The organism is Bernardetia aquimarina, from assembly GCF_042180575.1.
Lineage (GTDB): Bacteria > Bacteroidota > Bacteroidia > Cytophagales > Bernardetiaceae > Bernardetia.
The window spans coordinates 4,833,059-4,856,698 of the sequence record NZ_CP170094.1; the positions used below are offsets into that span (position 1 = coordinate 4,833,059).

The 23,640-nt window shown below is 32.0% G+C and carries 11 protein-coding genes; 2 read left to right on the forward strand and 9 right to left on the reverse strand.

The genetic code is table 11. From position 1 onward, the window contains the following. Positions 1-35 precede the first annotated feature (35 nt). Together ACE193_RS20675 and ACE193_RS20680 are read right to left on the reverse strand one after the other, a co-directional pair. The gene (locus ACE193_RS20675) at positions 36-1,232 is read right to left on the reverse strand and encodes a cellulase family glycosylhydrolase (protein ID WP_375560106.1); all 1,197 of its coding nucleotides are present in this window, start codon (positions 1,230-1,232) and stop codon (positions 36-38) included. Between the two features lie 25 nt (positions 1,233-1,257). After that, complete coding sequence (locus ACE193_RS20680) at positions 1,258-2,511, reverse strand: ABC transporter permease (protein WP_375560107.1); 1,254 nt, start codon at positions 2,509-2,511, stop codon at positions 1,258-1,260. Positions 2,512-2,850: 339 nt separating this feature from the next. Here ACE193_RS20680 and ACE193_RS20685 point away from each other — a divergent pair, with 339 nt between their 5' ends. Further along, positions 2,851-8,304, forward strand: coding sequence for a BspA family leucine-rich repeat surface protein (locus ACE193_RS20685; protein ID WP_375560108.1), 5,454 nt, complete (start codon positions 2,851-2,853; stop codon positions 8,302-8,304). 84 nt (positions 8,305-8,388) lie between these two features. On the opposite strand, the gene ACE193_RS20690 is transcribed toward ACE193_RS20685, so the two are convergent. The 3 genes from ACE193_RS20690 to ACE193_RS20700 all read right to left on the reverse strand — a co-directional run bounded on the left by ACE193_RS20690 (position 8,389) and on the right by ACE193_RS20700 (position 16,156). Further along, a complete protein-coding gene (locus tag ACE193_RS20690; protein ID WP_375560109.1) occupies positions 8,389-10,209 on the reverse strand; it encodes an ABC transporter ATP-binding protein in 1,821 nt (606 codons plus the stop codon). Positions 10,210-10,383: 174 nt separating this feature from the next. Next, positions 10,384-14,346 carry a two-component regulator propeller domain-containing protein gene (locus tag ACE193_RS20695; RefSeq protein ID WP_375560110.1) on the reverse strand — a complete coding sequence of 1,321 codons (3,963 nt, stop codon included), beginning with the start codon at positions 14,344-14,346 and terminating at the stop codon, positions 10,384-10,386. A gap of 61 nt (positions 14,347-14,407) precedes the next feature. Then, on the reverse strand, positions 14,408-16,156 hold the full coding sequence (locus ACE193_RS20700; protein ID WP_375560111.1) for a SpoIIE family protein phosphatase: 1,749 nt from the start codon (positions 16,154-16,156) through the stop codon (positions 14,408-14,410). A 326-nt stretch (positions 16,157-16,482) separates the two neighbouring features. Here ACE193_RS20700 and ACE193_RS20705 point away from each other — a divergent pair, with 326 nt between their 5' ends. Continuing rightward, a complete protein-coding gene (locus tag ACE193_RS20705; protein ID WP_375560112.1) occupies positions 16,483-16,626 on the forward strand; it encodes a hypothetical protein in 144 nt (47 codons plus the stop codon). A 108-nt stretch (positions 16,627-16,734) separates the two neighbouring features. Here the strand turns inward: ACE193_RS20705 and ACE193_RS20710 are convergent, their stop codons facing one another. The 4 genes from ACE193_RS20710 to ACE193_RS20725 form a co-directional block, all read right to left on the reverse strand. Further along, the gene (locus ACE193_RS20710) at positions 16,735-17,850 is read right to left on the reverse strand and encodes a hypothetical protein (RefSeq protein WP_375560113.1); all 1,116 of its coding nucleotides are present in this window, start codon (positions 17,848-17,850) and stop codon (positions 16,735-16,737) included. A 122-nt stretch (positions 17,851-17,972) separates the two neighbouring features. After that, complete coding sequence (locus ACE193_RS20715; protein WP_375560114.1) at positions 17,973-21,962, reverse strand: two-component regulator propeller domain-containing protein; 3,990 nt, start codon at positions 21,960-21,962, stop codon at positions 17,973-17,975. Positions 21,963-22,052: 90 nt separating this feature from the next. Next, positions 22,053-22,646 (reverse strand): YigZ family protein, encoded by a 594-nt coding sequence (locus tag ACE193_RS20720; protein ID WP_375560115.1) that lies wholly within the window; start codon positions 22,644-22,646, stop codon positions 22,053-22,055. Positions 22,647-22,723: 77 nt separating this feature from the next. Further along, positions 22,724-23,638 (reverse strand): Rpn family recombination-promoting nuclease/putative transposase, encoded by a 915-nt coding sequence (locus ACE193_RS20725; RefSeq protein ID WP_375560116.1) that lies wholly within the window; start codon positions 23,636-23,638, stop codon positions 22,724-22,726. Positions 23,639-23,640 lie beyond the last annotated feature (2 nt).

The following is a 23,640-nucleotide window of genomic DNA, read 5'->3' on the forward strand; positions in this document are numbered from 1 at the left end:
CTTATATCTTCTCAACAGATGGTAAAAAACAAAAATTAGTTTTTTGGACTCATCTTTTTAAAAATAAACTGTTCTGTATCTGAAATACTAATTTTTGCACTATTTTTTGTTTCCCATGTCCACAGCAACCATCCATCAATTTTATATTCTTCTACAAAATCATTTTTCCAAGCAAATAATTGATTAGCAATTTCTTTTGTTGAATGATTATTTTCTTCTATGATTCCAAATTCGCCCATAATAATCAATTTATTGCTATTTTGAGATAATTTAAAATAATCAGCATACTGATTTTTCTGATAACTATTAGGGTACAAATGCACATCTACAAAATCTAATTCTGATTTTTCTATGGCAATTATTGAAGGCTTACCATAAGGTTCTGGTGCATAAAAACCTACACTAACCAACGCATCAATATCTTGAACTAAAATGGCATTTCTTACCGAAGAAGACCAATACACAAAACTATCCTCAATGAGTTTTGTCTTATCATCTTCTTTACTCATATCATATATTTTTCCATTTGGATGAATTATTTGTCCATCACTTTGATTCAATGGAGCATGTTCAGAGTGAAAGAAGAATTCGTTGCGAAGTTCGTAAGAAAGAATGGCATTTAAGGGTGCATTTGCTTGTTTGAGAGATTGAATGAAAGATGTCCAAAAATTGACTTCAAGAACTATTTGATTTTCATCCATATATTGTTGATTCCACCACCAAATATCTGCTTCACTTTCTAGAGGTGTTCCATACAATTTCAAAGGAATCATATCCAAAGTAATGATTATACTCATTCCTTGTTTTTCAGCTTGAGTTAAAAAATCAGCAACATTTGCCACATATTGCAATTCTAACTTTCCTTCATTATCAGCCATAGATAAAGGATTTAGAAAAACTCTAACTGTATTATAACCTGCTGTATGAAGTTTAGCAAGCATTTGTTGCGCTTCTTCCGAATCATACATATCGATATTGAATGTACAATGCCCTGTCAATTCAATGCCGTCATAGACAAACTGGCGTACATGTGTATAATTATATCCCATTGGAACAAATCTTTTTTCATTAGATTTATCATAAAACTCTTTAGAGTTATCTATTTTATTACGCACAACAATACGGGAAAATCGTGCTTTTTCTATACTATTTTCATAAATTTCAGTTTCTTTTGTACAAGAAATAACAATAAGTAGAAAAAGAATAATTGGCACAAAAAGTAAATTTCTCATTTGTCATTAATTATATTAAAAAGAATTAAACCGAACGCATCGCTTCGACAGGGTCTAAAATAGCAGCTAAAATAGCAGGAATAATTCCAGCCCCAACTCCAATAACAGTTGCTACACTTACTCCCAAAATCATATTGCTAACTGAAAGTGAAATCACAAAGGTATCACTAGAAAAAAAGGATAGAAGAGAAACCAAAATAAGTCCTCCAATTCCTCCAATAATACAAAGTAAAATAGCTTCCAACAAAAACTGCCACAAAATAAAAGCTCGTTTTGCTCCTAAAGCTTTTTGAACTCCAATCAAAGAAGTGCGTTCTTTGACAGAAACAAACATGATATTTGCAATCCCAAAACCTCCTACTACTATTGAAAAACTACCAATTATCCACCCTGCAACTGTCAGAACTCCGATTACACCATCCAAAAAAACGGCAAACTGCTCAGGTCTATTTAGAGCAAAATTTTCTTCTTCTTTTGGTCGTAGTCCTCGCTTTATTCGTAAAAGTCCTGTAATTTCTCCTTGTATGTTTTGCAAATCTTTATCCTCCTCAAATCCCTTTATAGAAATAGAAGGTTGAATGCCTGTTTTTCCTTCAGGAATCATTTTGGCTAAGGTATAATATGGCATAATTGTAATATTATCATTACTGGGAGCATCCAAGAGATTATCGCCTTGTTTTTTAAGAATTCCTATGATTCTAAACTTTCTTCCTTTGAGTTTAATTACTTTATCAATTGCACTTTCTATATTTTCTTCTCCAAACAAATCTTTTGCTACTGTATTTCCTAAAATAACCACTTCGACGGCTCTATCAATCTCAATTTGAGTAAAATAACGACCATATTCGATAGGAATATCACTTACAACATTATGTTGAAATGTGATTCCTTGGACTACCAAACCCGAAAGACTATTTTTTTTATACTTTGCTGTAAAACCACCACGGATAGCAAAAACAGAAACAGCTTGTGCTTGAGTTAGATTTTTTTCTAAGAAGCGAAACTCTTCCATACTTGGATCTGGACGGTTGATGTATTTCCACCACGGATAATCAGAAGCAAAAATCCAAGGCATTTTTTGAACATAAATCACACTTTCTCCCAAAAATGACAAACTGCCTTTTATTCCCTTTTCCAATGCATCGACAAAAGTAAGAACGCCAATAATGGCAAAAATACCGATTGTTACACCCAAAAGCGAAAGGAGAGTTCGTAATAAATTGCTTTTTAATGCTCTCAACGCCATTGAAAGACTTTCTAACCACAAAGAAAAATTCATAAGTTACTATTTTTTTACAGATTTGACTAGAATAAAATTTGTCTTGTTTTCATTATAAGTAGCCTTCATAGTGGCTTTATTACAATTTATATTTACAAATTGTTTATTCTTTTTAGCTAATATAATTTATATAAATAATCAGTACATTTGTACTTTCAACCACTAAAAAATCAAATGAAAGCAATCTATTTTTATTTTGAATAGACAATGTTAAATGTAAGAAGATACAATAACGACAGATTCTGAATATTTAAAAAAATATTTGCTAACATCAATAACTACAAAAAGAGAATTTCTGATAAAGAATTCCCTTTATAGCCTTACTCTCCTTTAATTCTAATGAAACATATTTCTATATCGCCTTTGAATACTATCAAAACCTCAATCTTTTTCACTTCTTTACTGCTTCTTATTTTATTCTTTGCAGGACTAAGCAAACAGACAGTAAATGCTCAAGCCTTCCGTACTACGTGGATAACTACAGACGGAACAATTACTATCCCCACTAATGGAGGGGGATACAACTATGACATTTCTTGGACAAACCTAACTAATGCAGGAGTAGGAAATGGTTCTGCAATAGCACAAACAGGAAGTTATATTATTAATGGCTTAACAAATGGCGATACGTATGAAGTAGCTATTACAGGAGATTTTCCTCGTTTTTATATGAATGATAATGCCATAGAGAAAACAAAATTATGGACTATAGAAGAATGGGGAGATATAGAATGGAGTAGCATGGCATCTGCTTTTTATGGTTGTTCAAACCTTACTTATACTGCTACTGACAATCCTAATCTTACTGGAGTAACAGATTTATCAAGAATGTTCGAAAATTGCACTTCTTTTAATGGAAATATTGGGGGATGGAATACAGCAACAGTTACTAACATGTTTAGAATGTTTAGTTATGCAATTTCTTTCAATAAAGATATTGGTGGATGGAATACAGAGGCAGTAATTAATATGAGTTATATGTTTTCTGGAGCTAACTCTTTTAATCAAGATATTGGTGGATGGAATACAGAGGCAGTGACTGGTATGGGTGCCATGTTTTCTAATGATAACTCTTTTAATCAAGATATTAGTGGATGGAACACAGGTGCAGTAACTTATATGGGGGGCATGTTTTCTGGAGCTACCTCTTTTAATCAAAATATTGGTGGATGGAATACAGAGGCAGTAATCGTAATGAACAGTATGTTTTATGGAGCTACCTCTTTTAATCAAAATATTGGTGGATGGAATACAGAGGCAGTAACAGATATGACAGCGATGTTGCGTAATTCAGGTCTAAGTATTGCTAACTACGATGCCACTTTAATAGGTTGGAACTCACAAACTGTACAACCAAATATAAATTTAGGAGCATTAGGACTAAGATATTGTAATGCCCAAACAGAAAGGAATGCACTGATTTCTGCACCAAATAATTGGACAATTACAGGTGATGCACTTTTGTGTCCTTCTGGAGCAGAAATAAACCTAGTAGGAAATGGAAATACTATCTTTAGTGGAACTTTATCTACAAGTATAACTAATAATACCAATTTTGGAGATGTGATAGGATGTTTAAACGCTACTGTAGTAGCTAGTTTCACTATTCAAAATACAGGTGATGCTGTATTGAACATTACTGGAATTACTAGCACAGGAACAAATGCAAGTGATTTTGTGATAAGTTCTGTTCCTACAACTGTAGCAGTAGGTGGAAGTGAAACATTTACAGTTACCTTTAGTCCTTCTGGGGTAGGAAACAGAGAAGCTATAATTAAAATTTTGAATGATGATTCCGATGAAGGAGCATATACATTTCGTGTAAGTGGAAATGGATTAGCAGAAATTCAAAACCCAACAATTACAGCTCCTGCAACAGTAAGAACTAATACAGATGTAGGACGTTGTACAGCTTCTGTGATTCTAGGAACGGCTATTGCAACTGATAACTGTGGTATTCCGACTATTACAAATGATGCTCCTGCTCTCTTTCCTATTGGAAATACCACCGTAGTTTGGACAGCAACAGATGATTCGGGAAATACATCTTCGGCTACACAAATTGTAACAGTTACAGACAATGAAAATCCAATCATTACAATTCCTGCAACAATTACAGCTAATACAGATATAGGACTTTGTACAGCTTCTGGGTTTTTGGTAACGCCTACTGCAACTGATAATTGTGGTACTCCAACTATTACAAATAATGCCCCTGTTCTCTTTCCTATTGGAAATACTACCGTAATTTGGACAGCAACAGATGGAGCAGGAAATACATCTTCAGCTACACAAATTGTAACAGTTAGAGATGGTCAAAACCCAACTATTATAGCCCCCCCTAATGTAAGTGCTAATTGTCCTGCTGATGTAATTTTAGGAAACCCTACAACGTCAGATGATTGTGGTGTTGTAACTGTAACTAATAATGCACCGACTATTTTTCCATCAGGAATAACTACTGTAACTTGGACAGCAACAGATAATTCAGGAAATGTAGCCACAGCAATACAATCTGTAACTATTTTAGACACAGTCGATCCAATTATGGCAGACCCTGTTTCTGTAAATTTACTTATAGATATAGGAGCATGTACAGCTACAAATAACCTCACAGTACCAGCAACAAGTGACAACTGTGCGATTGCAAGTGTTACAAGTGATGCTCCAACAAATTTCCTAATAGGTACAACAATCGTAACTTGGAGAGCAACTGATGAAGCAGGAAATACTGTAACCAAAACACAAACTGTAAATGTAACTCGTGATCCAGCCTTTGTAGGAGTAACCATTTCATCACCTGATACAGTAATTTGTACAAACGAAACGACTACTTTTAGAGCAGAAGGAGCAACAAGTTATGTTTTTTATAAAAATGGAGTAGCAATGACTTCTCCAAGTCCAGTAAATGAATATACTCCTCCAGTTGGTACTTTTCAAAACGGAGATCGTGTTTGGGTTATTGGAGGAGCAAATAACGGCTGTCCTAATACTAGCCGTGTTATGACAATGATTGTTTATCCTCTTCCTGTTGTAGATTTGGGAGTTGATAGGTACAAATGTAAAACTGATACAGCTTTACTGGTTGCTCCAGAAGGTGATTTTGCTTACGATTGGAAAAAACTGGATGTGGATGGTTCTATAATTTCAGTAGGAAATGGCAATGATACACTTTTTGCTTTGGACACAGGAACGTATTTTATTCGTTTAGAAAATACGATTACAGGCTGTTCTACGATAAGTAACCGAGTAAAAATCTTTAATTTTGATGATGAAGTAGTTGTAGATTTGGGAGAAGATAAAACGGTTTGTGATCCATCTGATTTGCCTTATAGATTGGTAGGAAGTGATTTATCACACCTCAACGGAACAACGTATGAATGGTATGTAACAGGAGAAAATACGATTATTGGAAGCGATTCTGTTTTGGATGTAACAGCAGAAAATATGTATAGTGTCGTTATTCAAGACCCTAGAGGATGTAGAATTAGCGATACTGTTCGGATTAATTTTGCACCTACTCCTGATTTTGTCATTACTGGAGCTGAAAATCCAAATTGTTCCACGTTTGATACGCTCAGAATTGAAAGAACAAATGTAAGAGGAATGATAATTAATTGGTTTGGAGATGGAATTGTTTCTGTTTCAGATTCTAATAAAGTTGCTATCGTTAATGTAAGTGGAATTTATACAGCAACCGTAACCGACACCAGCACAACAGCAAATTGTAGTTATACGCAATCTGTTGAAGTTTTTGTTCGTCCGAATATTGATTTAGGAATAAGTACATCAGCAGCAAGTGATACCATTCGTCTTTGTGAAGGAGATTCTTTAGTTTTGGATGCCTTCAGACCAGAACACAACAATAATTTTACGTATCAATGGCGAGTAATTGAAAGTAATCAGACAGTCTCTACAAATTCAAAAATTGCTATTACATATAGCATGGTTGATAATTATGTAGCCAATCGTTTTGAAGTAAAAGTAACTGACCCAAATTTAACAGGTGGAGGAAATTGTAGTGTTTTAGATACAATTAATGTTCGTTTTGACAGAAAATCAGGTGTTCAGATTGATTCTACTTTCATCAAAACATTATGTTTAGGACAAACACAAACGCTTTCAGCCGTTGGAGCAGATTCATATCAATGGAGTAATGGAGAAACCACCTCAACGATTGAAGTAACACCAACTGAAGCAGGTTTTTATACATTTATTGTAAATGGGATTTTCTCTACTCCTAATTTGTGTGGTGCAAGTGCTGATACTATTAAGTTTAGAGTTGTTCCTGTTCCTGAAATTGATATTCCAGAAAGTCTAGTTATTTGTGAGAATGATTCAGTTGAAGTAAATGCTTTCTTGCCTTCTCATGAGCCTCGTTATATTTATGAATGGATTAATGAAAACACAGGAGAAATCATCGATACTTTAGCAATTCACGTTTTCAAACAAGATTCTGCTAACATCAATTACGAACCTCAAACGTACCGAGTGGGTGTTTATGATACACTTGGTGGTGGTCGTTGTGGTGCAGAAAGTCTGATTACAGTTACTTTTAATAGAACTTCGATTACAGAAATTACAGCTTCTGATACGCTTGTTTGTATAGGCGAAGAAATTACGCTTCGTGCAACAGGAGCAACTAATTTTAGATGGAATACTGGCGAAACAACACAAGAAATAACTATTTCTTCTGATTCGGCAGGTGTTTTTAGATATACAGTAATTGGAAGTTATGGAGATGACACCAATCAAAATGTGTGTGATAGCACAGGAACAAGTATTTTGGTTCAGTTTAAAGACATTCCAAAAATTACTTTAAACAAGCCAGATACAATCAGTATTTGTGCAGGCGATTCTGTTCAATTTATTGCAAATGGTGGGTTTACTTATTCTTGGTCGCAGTCGCCAGCAGATAGTGGCGATACGGTTGTTGTTTATCCAACAGATACAACTACTTACGTAGTTACAGGCTTTGACACTTTGGGCTGCTCTTCTACAGATACAACCGTTGTTTTGGTTCAACCTCAAATAGATTTAGGTCAAGAACAGCAGCTTTGTGAAGGAGATACGGCTAGTATTGGTGCGCCTCGTCCTTATGGAGCAACTTATTTATGGAATACAGGAGAAACTTCGGATTCTATTCGTATTCGTAGAAGTGGTTTGTATTATGTAGAAGTGAGCATCAATGAATGTAGTTATACAGATAGTGTTCAGATTAATTTTATTGAGCCACCTGTTTTAAGTGCAAAAGATACAATTCTATGTTTTGAAGATGAAAACCAAGACCGTATTTTCCATCAAATAGGAGTAGAAATAGATAACTATGATTCTACGGCTCGTTATCGTTATCAATGGTTTGATGAAAATGAAAATTTGGTCGGACAAGATTCTCTCTTAAATGTTGAATTTGGAGGCGTTTATCTAGCACGAGTAACGGTTGAATATGCAAATTCTTGTAGTGCCATCACAAGTTTAGAAGTAGAAGCAAATTGCGACCCTCAGATTTTTATTCCACAGGCTTTCACTCCTAATCAAGACAGATTGAATGAAGAATGGGAAATCTTTGGACGTTTTTATTCAAATCTTCGCATCAAAGTTCTTGACCGTTGGGGAATGGAAGTTTATTCAGCTCTTCAAAAACGAAATGATGATGAAATTACATTTTGGGATGGAACATATAAAGGTAAAAAAGTTCCTGCTGGTGTTTATTACTACGAAGTAACTTATACAAGTCCAAGTGATAAAAGTAAAACTATAAAACAAACAGGAACAGTTACGATTATTTATTAAAAATAATTTTTTACAACGTAAAAAGACCTTATCATTACATTTGATAAGGTCTTTTTTTGACTTTTTCTAAAATAAGGGAAACCATCAACTAGACTTTTGCAATTTTCTTTTTAGCATAATTCTTCTAATTGTATCCAAATCTCCTCTAGGAATGGCTTTTATTAGTTCTCTAGTATAAGTTCGTTTTGGTTTGTCGTAAATATCTTCTGAAAAACCAGTTTCTACAATTTGCCCGTCTTTCATGACCAAAATACGGTCAGCAATAAATTTTACAACAGCCAAATCGTGAGAAATAAAAATATACGTAAGATTAAATTTTTCTTTTAGTTCATTCAAAAGATTCAAAACCTGTGCTTGTACCGAAACATCAAGAGCAGAAACTGATTCATCACAAATAATAAATTTAGGCTGCAAAGCAAGCGCACGAGCAATACAGATACGCTGACGCTGCCCACCCGAAAACTCATGAGGATAACGATTAAAATGATACGCATTTAGATTTACGGTTTCTAAAAGTTCGATGACATAAGCTCTTCTTTCTTTATCATTACTCATAATAGAATGAATTCGCATCGGTTCCATGATAATTTCCCCAATGGTCATTCTAGGATTGAGTGAGCCATACGGGTCTTGAAAAATGATTTGCATGTCTTTTCTGATAGCACGCATTTCTTTCTGATTTAATCCCAAAACATTCTTTCCTTCAAAAATTACTTCTCCAGATGTTGGCTCTACTAATCTTAAAAGACTTCTGCCTAAAGTAGATTTTCCACATCCAGATTCTCCTACCAAACCCAAAATTTCTCCTGGATAAACATCAAAAGAAACATCATTTACAGCTCTTACTGTTTCTTTTTTATTTGAAAAAAAACCTTTTGTTTTGATAAATTCTTTAGTCAGATTTTTTATTTGAAGTAATGGTGTTTGTTGTACTAATTTTTCGTGATGTTTTCTTAGTTCGGCTTCACTCTGAAAGTTAAGCATTAAGGCTTGACCAACAGATTGAAATTTTGCTTCTGTAATTTCTGAAATATGTCCATGTTCGTCAGTTGCCATAAAATCAGAAACGACTGGCAAGACACGTAACTTTAAATCCAAACGAGGACGACACGCCAAAAGACCTTTTGTATAAGGATGTTGAGGATTCGAAAAAATATCCCAAACAGCTCCTTCTTCCACTATTTGTCCTTGATACATGACAATAATTCGGTCAGCAAATTCTGCCACAACTCCCAAGTCATGGGTAATAAAAACAACTGACATGTCTTCAGTTTCTCTAAGTTCTCTCAAAATTTCCAAAATAGCAGCCTGTACGGTTACATCAAGGGCCGTTGTGGGTTCATCTGCGATAAGCAAAAGAGGATTACAAGCGAGAGCCATTGCTATCATAACACGCTGTTTTTGTCCTCCTGAAATTTCGTGAGGATAAGCGTTATAAATACGTTCAGGATTGCTAAGATGTACTTTTTCAAAAAGTTGAATGACTCTTGCTTTAGCTGATTTTGTTGTGATTTCTTCGTGTCTTACAATAGATTCCAAAACTTGATTTCCACATGTAAAAACAGGGTTTAGAGAAGTCATAGGTTCTTGAAAAATCATTGAAATTTCATTCCCTCTAAGCTGACGAAGTTGATTGAAAGGCATTTTGAGTAAGTTTACCTCTCCATATTGTCTTGAATTGAATAAAATTTCGCCTTCTGTATCACAATAAGGTGCATCAGGCAAAAGTCGCATCATAGAAAGTGAAGTAACAGTTTTACCCGAACCAGATTCTCCCACAATTCCGACTGTTTCTCCTTTTTTTAGTTTGAGATTTACATTTTGTACGGCTTTATGGTGTCCATTTTCTCCTTTGAAGAGAACAGACAAATTATTTATTTCAATTAAATTCGGATTATCAGGCATAAATGAGTAAAATCAGAAGTAAGAATTATGAAGTCAGAAGTAAATGCTCTACTTGTATCATTTTTTTAATTATACCTAAAAATAACTATTCTTTCTAATAAATAAAAATAGTTATTTTTATAAATACAGTAGTTTAGGAAAGGGCAAGCTATTTTCTTACAAATGAGTAAAAAATTATCCAATCTTAAAACCCATTACCAAAACATCATCTACCTGCTCTTCATTTCTTTTCCAATCCAAAAAGTAGTTTTCTAGTTTTTCTTTTTGTTTATCATCTTCTAGGTTTGCTATTTCTTCAAATAGAACTTTCATTTTTTTCTTCATTAGTTTCTTTCCTTTATCCCCTCCAAACTGGTCTTGATAGCCGTCTGTACATAAAAAAAACGTTGTTGCTTGATCTATTTTTAAAGTATGATTCTCATAGACTCTCTCTCTTTCGACTCCCCATTTTCCTGCAATAGGAAATTTACTTCCTGCAATATCTTTTAATTTTCCATTTTGAATGTAGTATAACGGACTTTTTGCTCCAGCAAAAACTAACTCCTTTGTTTCTTCATCATAAACACACAAAGCCATATCCATTCCATCACGGTTTTGAGTTTCGGATTGACGGAGAGCTGTCGAAACTTGCCCATGCAAATGCGTTAAGATACTGGCTGGATTTGTTATTTTTTTCTCTAAAACGATATTATTTAGCATATCATTTCCAATCATAGACATAAATGCCCCTGGAACGCCATGACCTGTACAATCAATAGCAGCAATAAATATTTTTTGTTCTGTCTTTGCAAACCAATAAAAATCACCACTGACTACATTGCGAGGAAACCAAAGTACAAAAGCTGACTGAAAAGTGTCTTTTATTTCTTCGATAGGAGGCAACATGGCTTGTTGAATACGACTGGCATAGTTTATACTTGCTTTTATATTTTCATTTTGAAGATTAATTGCTTTGCTTTGTTGTGTTATTTGTTCATAAGATTTTGCATTTACAAGAGCAATAGCAGCATAGACAGCAATATTTTGAACTAAATTGAGATGATTTTGGGTATAGCTATTTTTTTCAAAACTCTGAACTGTCAAAACTCCAATAGTTTGATTTTTGTAATTGATAGGAACATAAATCAATGATTCAGGAATTTCTCCTTCTATTGTTGTTATTTTTTGATTTGGAATATACTCATGAAATTCTTTTTGTAAGTCTTTGATATTAATTTCTATATTTTTATTAAAGCAATAGGTTGGTAAATTAGACTCATTTAAAGACCTTTTATGAAAAGGGAGTGTTTGTCCATGTTCTTTTGAATTAATAAACTCTAATGAATTGTCTTTATCATTATAAATTCCGATAGCAAAAACAGACGCATCTAAAAGCTGATTGACAGATTCATAGACCATTTCGATAATCATCTCAACAGAAAGATGTGAAGTAATTTGTTTTCCAACTTCACTCAAAAGACTTACGTTTTGGTAAGCCGTTTCTACTAATTTTTGTTGTGTTTCTAATTGTTGATTATGCTGTAATATTTCTTCATTTTGTTGGTTTATTTCTTCATTACGTTGATTCACCTCATCGTTTTTTTCTTTGAGTTGAAACGTTCTTTCATCAACCAAATTCTCAAGTTTAGTATTTTGAGCTTTTATAGAATTTACTTTTTGCTTATAAAATCCGAATGAAACCCCAATTAGTAGCAATGCAAAAAGAGAAATAAACCACCAAGTTTTCCAAAAAGGAGGTGAAACACTTATTTTTAGTGTCGTTTCTTCACTTTCTATGTTATCACTATTAATTACTTTTACTTTGAATGTATAATTTCCTGCTGGAAGACTGGTATAAGTAGCCTGTCTGATCGTTTTTGTTTTGTTCCAATCTTCATCAAATCCTTCTAGTTTGTAGAGATAGGTGTCATATTCAGGTTTATTAAAGTTAGGAGAGGCAAATTCTATGGTTATGATTTTATCTTCATACGTCAAATTTAGTTTGTCTGTATTTTGTAGAGCTTTGGATAATAAAACCCTACCTTTTTCTTCTTGATTTACTTTTACAGTCTTTCCAAAAAGTTTGAGTTCTGTCAGAATTACCTTTCTTTTTGTTGTATTGGGTTGAATCTCTTTTGGGTAAAATGAATTAAAGCCATTTATTCCTCCAAAGAACATTTCTCCATCATCAGCTTTAAAAAATGCACCCGAATTAAACTCTAAACTTTGCAAATTATCTCTAGTATCATAGACAATTATTCGTCTATCATCATCTAAATTTTGACTTTCTTTATCATTCAAAAATTTAAAAATTCCTCTATTTGTGCTTATCCATAAATTATCACTTTCATCTATCAAAATAGAATAAATGGCATTGTTTGCAAGTTCATTTCTATCTCCCCAGTACTCAAAAGTTTGGGTTTTACTGTCCATTTTATTAAGTCCATTGGTTGTACCTAGCCATAAATTTCCTTGTGAATCTTCAGCTATTGTACGAACTACATTGCTACTAATAGATTTTAAATCTTGAGAAGAAGTATAAAAAGTAGTTCCTATGATATTATTTTGGTTATCTCTTTTCGTTTTGACCAACCCATCATTTGTTCCTAACCATAAAATGCCCTTTTTATCTTCATACACTGACCAAATGGTTAGTTCTTTCAAAAAACGTTTTGTTTTATAGCCAAACTCATACTCTGTTGTTGGTTCTAATTTATAGATTCCATTAAAAGTAGCTATCCAAAAAGTTTCGGTTTTGTCTTCTAAAACAGCCAAACTTGTTGATTGAAGTGTTGCTGTGTCTGTAAGGCTACTTTCTAAACTTAAAAATTTACTTTTAACTGTTTCTCCCTCTTCAGAAAAATCTACTAAACGACAAATGGTAAAATTTCCCATTACCCATATATTTTTGTTTTTAGTTCCATAAAGGCTTGTAACACCACTTATTTTAAAGTCATTTTTTTTATTTCCTTTAAAAATATTGATGTACTTATTTTTCTCCATGTCTATACGAGTAATTCCTGCTTCTGTACCTACCCAAATAATACCATTTTTTGTTTTGGTAATGCCCCAAATATTTGTGTTAGGTAATGAATTTGGATTATTTTTTTCTTTGGTATAAAGCTGAAAATTAGTTTTGGAAGGGTTAAAATAAACAACACCCAAATTTAGTGTAGCAATCCAAATTGTATTTTCTTGTGTTTCGATAACTGCAGCCGTTGTTCCGATAGAACCAAAATTAGTTTTGAAACGACTTAATTTTTGAGTAGAAGGATTTAATGTATAAATATAATCTGTACTGATTCCATACAAAACTCCATTTTGAGTTTGGGTAATGGCTTGTAAATTATAGAAATAGCCATTGTGTGTAAAATGCTGGAAATTATCTGCCTTTGGATTGTATTTATTAAAACCTCTATCTGTTGCTATCCAAACTTGATTTTCTTTGTCTATTAGAATATCATTAACTGTATATCCAAATAAAGAAGTAGAATCAGTTTGATTGTAACGATGTAATTTGTGCTGTTTTCTATCGGCACTCCATTTATTTATTCCCTTTTTGAATGTTCCTATCCAAAGGTTATTATCAGCATCAATGGCTAGTGATTTTATATCATTTCCACCCAAAAGCAAGGAATCTTTTTGAGTAGCTGTATAATTTGTGAAAGTATTATTTTTTGTGTCTAATTTTGATAATCCTTCTTTCGTACCTATCCACAAAAAACCATCTTTGTCCTCTACAATAGCTTGAACAGTATTATTTATTAAAGAATTACTATTTTTTTCATTATTTCTAAAAGAAATAAACTGATTGGTATTATTATCATAAAGAGCTAGTCCTGCAACTGTTCCAATCCAAATACGTTCTTGTTTGTCTTGATACAAAGACTGAATTTGATTGTCAGGAATAGAGGTAGTATCACTACGAATATGTTTATAAACAACAATACTCTGCCCATCATAACGATTCAGTCCATCATCTGTACCTATCCACAAAAAACCATCTTTGTCTTCCAACAAAGCATTAACTGTATTTTGAGAAAGACCATTTTCTATATCTAATGATTTTGTTTCAAAAGTGAGTTCTTGTTCATTAATTTCTTGTGAAAATCCAAAATGATGTGCAAATAGTAATATAATTACTAAAAAATATTTCATTACGTCCCTTCTTGATATAGAATTAGTGTATTAATTTTGCACAAAAATAGTCAATTCTTAACTATATATTACTATTTCCGACTTTAAAACCCATTACCAGCACATCATCTACTTGTTCTTCTTCTTTTTTCCATTTGAAGAAGTAATTTTCTAGTTTTTCTTTTTGTTTTATATCTTCTAATTCTGCTATTTCAACAAAAAGAGATTTCATTTTTTTCTTCATGAGTTTTTTTCCTTTATCTCCTCCAAACTGGTCTTGATAGCCGTCTGTACAAAGGAAAATGGTTGTTTCTTTATCTATTTTTAGGGTGTGATTTTCATACGTTCGCTCTCTTTCATTTCCCCACTTTCCACCAATCGGAAACTTACTTCCTGCAATATCTTTTAGTTCTCCTTTTTGAATATAATACAATGGGTTTTTTGCACCTGCAAATTGTAATTCTTTTGTAATTGGGTCATAGACACACAAAGTCATATCCATTCCATCACGATTTTGTGTTTCAGATTGGCGAAGAGCCGTCGAAACTTGCTCGTGCAGATGAGTAAGAATTTCGGCAGGGTTGGTAATTCTTTTTTCTAAGACAATATTATTGAGCATATCATTTCCAATCATAGACATAAAAGCTCCTGGAACTCCGTGTCCTGTACAATCGACGGCAGCAATACAAATTTTGTTTTCTATTTCTGCAAACCAATAAAAATCTCCACTCACAACATCACGAGGAAGCCACAGAACAAACGCATTTTTTATATCCTCTACTGGAGGAAGCATCGCTTTTTGAATACGACTGGCATAATTTATACTTGAGGTAATATTATTATTTTGAATGCTGATAGCTTTACTTTGTTCTTCTATTTGTTGATAAGATTTTGCATTAATGAGAGCAATGGCAGCATAGACAGCAATATTTCTTACTAAATTAAGGTGGTTTTTGGTATAAGAATTTTTCTCAAAACTCTGAACTGTCAAAACTCCTATGGTTTCATTTTTATAAATAATAGGAACATAAATAAGTGATTCAGGCATTTCACCTTCTAAGGCTTTTAGTTCTTTATTTGGAAAGAAATCATGATATTCTTTCTGTACATCGTTGATAATAATCTCAGCATTTTTATTAAAACAATAAGAAGGAAAATTATTTGTATTCAGAAAAGTTTGATGAAAAGGGAGTGTTTTTCTGTTTTCTTTTGAATTGATAAAATCTAAAGTTTGTTCCTTCTCATTATAAACCCCTATAATAAAAATAGATGCATCTAAAAGTTTATTTACTGATTCATAAACCATTTCTATAATCATCTCAACAGAAAGATGAGAAGTAATTTGTTTTCCTATGTCACTCAAAAGACTTACATTTTGGTAGGCTGACTCTACCAGTTTTTGTTGTGTTTCTAATTGTTGATTTTGCTGAGTAATTTCTGTGTTTTTTTCACTTAGCTCTGCTGTTCTTATATTTACAACTTCCTCTAATTGTTTGTTTTTTAGTTGCAGACGTTTTAGGTTGAGCTTTACTACTCCCCATACAAAAAGCCCTAGAAGAATAAAATAAGCAATATAAGCTCCCCAAGTTCTGTAAATAGGAGGTTTAATTCTAAAATCATACTTCGTAATCTGACTTTTTGTGTCATAGATATTTTTTGCTTCTACTTCAAAAGAGTATTTTCCTGCATCAAGATTGGTATATTCCTTTTTTGTTTCTGTTGTCCATTCTGACCATTTCTCATCATAACCATTTACTATATCTAAAAAGTGTATTTTGTTCATCAAAAGCATTATTTGAGCTATAGAAAAAAGTAAGAGAGTTTTGCTCATAATTTAATATTGGATTTACGTTTTTTTCTATATAATTCTCTATAAATAAAGTATCATTTTCTTGGAGTATTTTTCGTATATACACATTGAATTTTGTAGTAGCATAGTTTTTTGAATCAATATCTAAGTAATATAAGCCTTCTGATGTTCCGATAGCTAGTTGTTTTATTATTTCTAAAGTTTTATATAGTACATCAAATTTAAAAAAAAATACTTTTTTTTAAATTTAGTACTTAAATATTTTTTTTAAAAAAAATAATACTTAGTATTGCATGTAGAAAATTTCTACAAATAAATTTATTTTTAATCAACTTAATTCTTTTAGAATGAAAACTTCAAAAAAATTATCACAATTCACAAAATTTGCAGCATCAAAACTTTCTGCAAAGCAACAGACTACAATTACAGGTGGAATAGTAGATCGCAAAAAAAAAGAAGCAATTCCACCTGACCAGCAGCGACTGAGTTAGAAAAAAGAAGAGAGATTTCAAAATTATCTCAAATCTTAAACACTTGAATATTAAACATTATTACGGTTAATTTAAAAATGAACATTACTGAATTAACCGTAATAATGTTTAATATATGTTTAGTAGAGTTGTGTTATTGGACAACTTTATCGCTGTTACAATTCCTACTAAGTCATCTTCTTCATTATATTTTTTAAAAGGAGAACCTGTTTCTATTTTTCCTATGCCTTCTACAAGTGCCAACCACAAATTTCCTTGTTCATCTAATTCTGCTGCATAGACTTTATCTGTTGATAGCCCATTCTGACTTGTGATATGAAATATTTTTTTTCCTTTTGGATTTAGACAAATCACTCCGTTACGTATTGTAGAAATATAATAATTTCCATCCTGACCTAGTATCCCATGATAAATAGAATTTACTTCATCTTGTGTTAATTCACTTTCAAAAGGTCTGGTTGTATTTGTTTCAAGATTATAAATAAGAAAATTATCTTTATTTCTTCCAATAAGAATTTCCTTTTTTCCTTCTTGTGTATAAGGTAAAATAAAGTAAACACCTAGTGAAGTAATATCTTCTTTATCATATAACATATTTAGAGAATCTCCTTCTACTTTCAATAATCCAAAATAACTATCTAACACATAAGTTTCTTTATATACCTCATAGGCTGAATAAAAATATTTTCCTCTAGCTTCCCAAGTAGTTATTTTGCCTTGATAATAGCGAAAAAGATACTTATCAGTAACAAAAAACACTCCTTTTGTAGTAGCTTTTACTTTCCATACTTCCCCAAAATTTCTTTTACCTTTATCTATTAAATCCATTAAAGGAACAAACTCTTTCTCTCCTGTAGAACCTGTCTCTAGCATTCCTATAGTATTTATTGCTCCTATAAAAACAGTTTCTTCGTTATCAATATCTAGGCTACGTGTAAATGCTACCTTAGGAATATCAATAGTACGCCATGTTTTTCCATCAAACTGTAAAATTCCTGATACATTAGTAAAATATAGAATGCCATTGTTATCTTTTTTGACATTCATATTTATTATATTAGCTTGGTATTCTTTAGGAGAATAGTTGCGAATAAAGGGAGCTGCATTATCACTTATATCTGATTGAGCATATACTAAAGGAGTATTAAAATAGAAAAGTATAATTAGAAAAATAAATAATGTGGAAGAAATTATTTTCTTTATAAGGAAAAAATGTAGATTCATTATTTCTAGTAATGATAGGTAATATAAGTATTTTGTGAAATAGATTTATATTCTATTTTTTTTCAATATAATAATTTTTTTATTATTTACACTTTTTTTAACTTCATTTTCTATAAAAAAAACTACCCCACTTTAAAACCCATTACCAGCACATCATCTACTTGTTCTTCTTCTTTTTTCCATTTGAAGAAGTAATTTTCTAGTTTTTCTTTTTGTTTTATATCTTCTAATTCTGCTATTTCAACAAAAAGAGATTTCATTTTTTTCTTCATGAGTTTTCGGTCTTTTTTTCCTCCAAATTGGTCTTGATAGCCATCTGTACAAAGGAAAAAAGTAGTGGGTTTATCTACTTGTATTGTATGAGTTTCAAAGGTTCTATCTTCTTCTTTCCTACTCCATCGTCCACCAATAGGAGATTTTGCGCCTGCTATTTGCTTTAGCTTTTTATCTTGAACATAATATATTGGATTTTTAGCTCCAGCAAAAGCCATCGTTTTCAAATCTTCATCATAGACACAAAGTGCCATATCCATTCCGTCTTGATTTTGTGTTTCTGATTGGCGCAAAGCTAATGAAACTTGTTCATGAAGATGTAATAAAATAAGTGCAGGGTCAGTAATTTTCTTTCCAAGTACAATATGATTGAGCATATCATTTCCAATCATAGACATACACGCCCCTGGAACGCCATGTCCTGTACAATCAACAGCAGCAATACAAATTTTATTTTCAACTTTAGCAAACCAATAAAAATCTCCACTTACTACATCACGAGGAAGCCAAAAAACAAATGCCTCTTCAAAAGCATTTTTGATTTCTTTAATAGGTGGTAGCATTGCACGTTGAATACGACTGGCATAATTAATACTTGCTGTAATATTTTTATTTTGAATATTGATGGCTTTGCTTTGCTCTGCAATTTGTTGATATGATTTTGCATTAACAAGAGCAATCGCAGCATAAACAGCAATATTTCGGATTATATTTAAGTGATTATCGTTATATGTATATCTATCAAAACTCTGAACAGTAAGTACTCCAATCGTTTCATTTTTATAAATAATAGGAACATAGATAAGTGATTCTGGAATTTCGCCCTCTATTATTTCTATTTTATGATTTGGAATATAATTATCATATTCTTTTTGTAAGTCATCAATCTTAATTTCTGCATTTTTATTGAAACAATAAGCAGGTAGATTATTCTCGTTTAGAAAAGTTTGATGAAAGGGAAGTGTTTTTCTTTTTTCTTTAGCATTTATAAAATCTAAGGCATTTTTTTCTTCATTATAAATACCGATACTAAAAACAGAAGCATCTAAAAGTTTATTGACCGAATCATACACCATTTCGATAATCATTTCTACGGAAAGATTAGAAGTAATTTGCTTTCCGACTTCACTCAAAAGATTGACATTTTGATATGCTGTTTCGACGAGTTTTTGTTGTTGTTCTAGTTGTTCGTTTTGTTGTAAAATTTCCTCATTTTGCTGATTTACTTCTTCATTTTTTTCTTTTAACTGAGAGGTTCTTTGTTGAACTAGATTTTCTAGTTTTTCATTTTGAACTCTTACAGTCTTCATTCTGTGTTTATAAAATCCTATTGAAGCTCCCAAAACAAGCAGTCCACAAAGACAAATAAACCACCAACTTCTCCAAAACGGAGGTGAAACACTTAGTTTGAGGGTAGTTTCTTCACTTTCTATGTTATCTCCATTGATTACTTTTACTCTAAAGGTATAATTTTTTGCTGGAAGATTTGTATAAGTAGCTTGTCTAATGTTAGTCGTTTTGTTCCATTCTTCATCAAACCCTTCTAATTTGTATAAATAAGTATCATATTCAGGTTTATTAAAATTAGGAGAAACAAATTCGAAGGTAATAATTTTGTCTTCATAAGTAAGATAGAGCTTTTCAAGGTTATTTAATGCTTTGGGAAGTAAAATACGCCCTTCTTTTTCTTGATTTACTTTTATTTTTTCTCCGAAAACCTTTAGCCCTGTCAAAATTACTCTTCGTTTTTCTTGATTGGCTTGAATATCTTTTGGATAGAATGAGTTTAGTCCTTCTATTCCTCCAAAAAACATCTCTCCGTCTTTTGCTTTATAAAATGCTCCTGTATTAAATTCTAAACTCTGTAAACCATCTCTGGTATCATAGACAATTATTCGCCTGTCATCAGCTATATTTTGACTTTCTTCATCATTCAAAAATTTAAAAAGTCCTCTATTTGTGCTTATCCATAAATTATCATTTTTATCTGCCAAAATCCCGTAGATAGCATAGTTTGCCAGTTCATTACGCTCTCCCCAATGTTCAAAAGTATTTGTTTTTTTGTCCATTTTATTAAGACCGTTATTTGTTCCTATCCACAGGTTTCCTTTTGAATCTTCTGTAACCGAACGAACTGTATTGCTACTTATAGAAGCAATATCTTGTAAATCAGAGGAATAATGCACGAAATCTGTAGGTTCATTTTCCTCATTTCTTATCATTTTGACTAATCCTTTATTTGTACTCAGCCAAAGTGTATTTTCAAAATCTTCAAAAATATGCCAAACTTCGGTATCTTTCAAATAGACTTTTGTAGTATAGCCTAGTTTGTTTTCTTTAGTAATAGGAGTGGGAATAAGTTGGTAAATTCCATTAAAACTAGCTGCCCAAAGCGTGTTTTTGGAGTCTTCATGGATGTATAAAAGTGTGCTTTGAACAGAATTAGAATCTTCCTTAGCTACAAGAGAAGTAAACACTCCTCCTTTTTCTTTTGAAAAACTGTCCATTCTAATAATGGTAGTTCCAACTACAAACCACATTTTACCACTATCTGTTTCTGCAATAGAATACGCTCCTTCTCCTTGATAATCAGTGTTTTTATTCCCTTTTAAAAAATTATGATAAGAAACTTGATTCTTTGAAGTTGTATCATTACGATTTATTCTTGAAACAGCTTCATCTGTTCCTACCCAAACTATTCCTTTATTATCTTTCAAAATTGCCCATATATTTCTATCAACTAAAGAGTTTTTATTTCCTTTTTCAGCCTTGTATAGTCGAAAGCGATTGGCAGAAGGGTTATATTTTATCAAACCAACATCTCTTGTTCCTAGCCACATTGTTCCATTTTTGGAAGAGTACATCGTTTGAACATTTCCTATTGGACTAACAGAAGTACGATAAATAGATACAGAAATAGATTGAGGGTTTATTTTATAGATTAGTTCGTCAGAAGCAGCCCAAATTTCGCCATTCTGAGTTTCTCTAATTTTATAAACTGTATAAACTCCTTCATTAGGAAGTAAAAAACGCTGAAAATCATTTGAAGATAGATTATATAGATGAACACAGTTATTTGTTCCTACCCAAATTCGCTTTTTTGTATCTTGATAAAGAGAGCTAATTCGGCTTCCTAAAATAGTTGTAGAATCTTTCCAAATTGTATAACGAAATAAATCTTTTGGTTTTCTATCAGCCGTCCAAACATTCAAGCCTTTTGCAGTTCCTATCCAAAGCTGATTTTGATTATCAATAAGAAGACTTGTAATTTCATTATTTCCCAAGATTAAACTGTCTTTTTCTTTGACAAAATAATTTGTGAAAATTTCTTTTTTTGTATCAAATTTACTCAATCCTTTTAGCGTTCCTACCCAAAGAAAATCTTTGTCTTGTTCAATAGCAGTTATATAATTATTGATAAGAGAAGTTGAGTTTTTTTCATGGTTGCGATAACTCTTAAACTGATTTGTATTTTTATCATAAACACATAAACCACTTACTGTTCCTATCCAAATTTTGCCTGTTTTATCTTCATATAACTTTTTAACTTCATTATCTGGAATAGTTGTCGAATCGCTACGGATATGTTTGTAGATTGTAAATTTTTGTCCATCATAACGATTTAGTCCATCGTCGGTAGCAATCCACACAAAGCCATCTCTATCTTCCAAAACATCATTCACTGTACTTTGTGATAGACCGTTTTGAATATTAAGAGCCTCTACTTTTAGGATGTTGTCATTTTGAGTTTGTTGTGCAAATCCAAAATTAATAATAAAAAATAGAGTGAGGAAGAAGTTAATTAAAAAAAAATATCGCATCATATAATCGTATTTCATAAGTTTCAAGACTTATAAATATAATTGATTGTTTGGATGCGAGCAAATTAGTTTCTGAAAAAACTTAATAAAATGGAATATAGTTTTGATTTAACCCATTTTTACTTCTTTTATATTCTGTAATTTTGCTTCAATCTCTTCCAAAATAGCCAAACGAACAGAGAGTTTAATCTGACAGGTATTTGTAAACTCTTGTTCTACGATTTCTAACTCGTAATCTTTTATTAGTTTCATAACATCATTCATTCCTAAATAATCAAAGGAAAAAGAAATAATTTTTGTGATAATTTTTTCTTCAATTTCTGCATTTTGTAAGGCTTCTTGTGTGGAAGTTTTGTACGCATTGATAAGTCCACTCACACCCAATTTTGTGCCACCAAAATAACGAATAACGACAACCAAAACATCAGTAATATTAAAGGATTTTATTTGATTTAGAATGGGAGTTCCTGCCGAGTGATTAGGTTCTCCGTCGTCGTTGGCTCGCCAAAGTTCGCCATCTTGCCCAAGTTGATAAGCGTAACAATGATGGCGAGCGTCGTAGTATTTTTTTCTTGTTTCGTCTAAACGTTCTTTTACTTCGTCTTCTGTTTTGACTTGGAAAGCAAAGGCTATAAACTTGCTTCCTTTTTCTTTGTATTCTCCTTTAGAAGGATTTTTTATTGTTAAAAAAGTGTCTTGCATTCAATTAAAAATTACGAATTACCAAAGCAGCAAAGCTAAATAAAATATAGAAAATGAATAAATCAAAAAAGCAATCTTTACCCATTCATTTTCTGTCTTATTTCTTCAACTTCTTTTTCAGAAAAATCAGTAATAGAACTAATTGTTTGATTATCAAGTCCTTTTGAAATAGCATTTTTCACAACTTCTTCTTTTGCTTGTAATGCTCCTTGTTTTACACCTTCTTCTCTGCCCTGCTCTCTACCTTGTTCTATGCCCTCTTTTCTACCTTCTTCTATTGCTGTTTGCATCACACTTTTTTCTATTCTTCTATTTTCTTGAAAACGTTGATAGACTTTTTTATCTACTTCATTTAATTTTTCATATTTTAGTTTTTCTTCTACAAGTTCTAATCCTTTTGCTTTAAAATCTTTTTTCACTTCGCTATTTTTTAAGAAATAAATCCATTCGTCTAATGTATTTTTGGCAACATCATCAAAGTTATTTACTTTCAAAATATAATATTTAGGAAAAATATCAGATACTTCTTCAACATCAAATTTTTCTTTTTGGTTTTTACTGGCTTGAAGTGTATCGCCCAAATGCTCTCCAACAAAATTACCTACATACTTATAAATATAATCATTTCCTTGTCCAAGTTGAAAATAAATAATATTAATAGAATAAACCTTTTTGATTTCTCCATATACTTCTCCCTCTTTTATGTATTCAGTAACAAGTTTGGAAACACCATAAAGCATACGTTGAAAATAATCTTGCTCGGCAGTATTTTGAAGTTCTACCAAAACGAGTTCGCCACTTGTAGTTCGGACTAGAATATCAACTCTATTAAATTTGTCATATTCGTCTTCTTTGTTTCCTTCACTTTCTAGGATAGTTTCTATTGTCAAATCAAACTTTAAAAGTTCGGTCAAAAAACCTTCTAAAATCCCAAAATTAGCTTTATGGCGAAGGATTTTTTTTACTGCCCAGTCAAATCGTATTAGTTTCATTT

What these genes read in the sequence shown, in the direction of transcription:
- ACE193_RS20710 (WP_375560113.1), bottom strand. Translation starts at nt 17,850, where the DNA reads ATGAATCTACATTTTTTCCTTATAAAGAAAATAATTTCTTCCACATTA.
- ACE193_RS20675 (WP_375560106.1), bottom strand. Translation starts at nt 1,232, where the DNA reads ATGAGAAATTTACTTTTTGTGCCAATTATTCTTTTTCTACTTATTGTT.
- ACE193_RS20700 (WP_375560111.1), bottom strand. Translation starts at nt 16,156, where the DNA reads ATGAGCAAAACTCTCTTACTTTTTTCTATAGCTCAAATAATGCTTTTG.
- ACE193_RS20705 (WP_375560112.1), top strand. Translation starts at nt 16,483, where the DNA reads ATGAAAACTTCAAAAAAATTATCACAATTCACAAAATTTGCAGCATCA.
- ACE193_RS20720 (WP_375560115.1), bottom strand. Translation starts at nt 22,646, where the DNA reads ATGCAAGACACTTTTTTAACAATAAAAAATCCTTCTAAAGGAGAATAC.
- ACE193_RS20685 (WP_375560108.1), top strand. Translation starts at nt 2,851, where the DNA reads ATGAAACATATTTCTATATCGCCTTTGAATACTATCAAAACCTCAATC.
- ACE193_RS20695 (WP_375560110.1), bottom strand. Translation starts at nt 14,346, where the DNA reads ATGAAATATTTTTTAGTAATTATATTACTATTTGCACATCATTTTGGA.
- ACE193_RS20725 (WP_375560116.1), bottom strand. Translation starts at nt 23,638, where the DNA reads ATGAAACTAATACGATTTGACTGGGCAGTAAAAAAAATCCTTCGCCAT.
- ACE193_RS20690 (WP_375560109.1), bottom strand. Translation starts at nt 10,209, where the DNA reads ATGCCTGATAATCCGAATTTAATTGAAATAAATAATTTGTCTGTTCTC.
- ACE193_RS20680 (WP_375560107.1), bottom strand. Translation starts at nt 2,511, where the DNA reads ATGAATTTTTCTTTGTGGTTAGAAAGTCTTTCAATGGCGTTGAGAGCA.
- ACE193_RS20715 (WP_375560114.1), bottom strand. Translation starts at nt 21,962, where the DNA reads ATGAAATACGATTATATGATGCGATATTTTTTTTTAATTAACTTCTTC.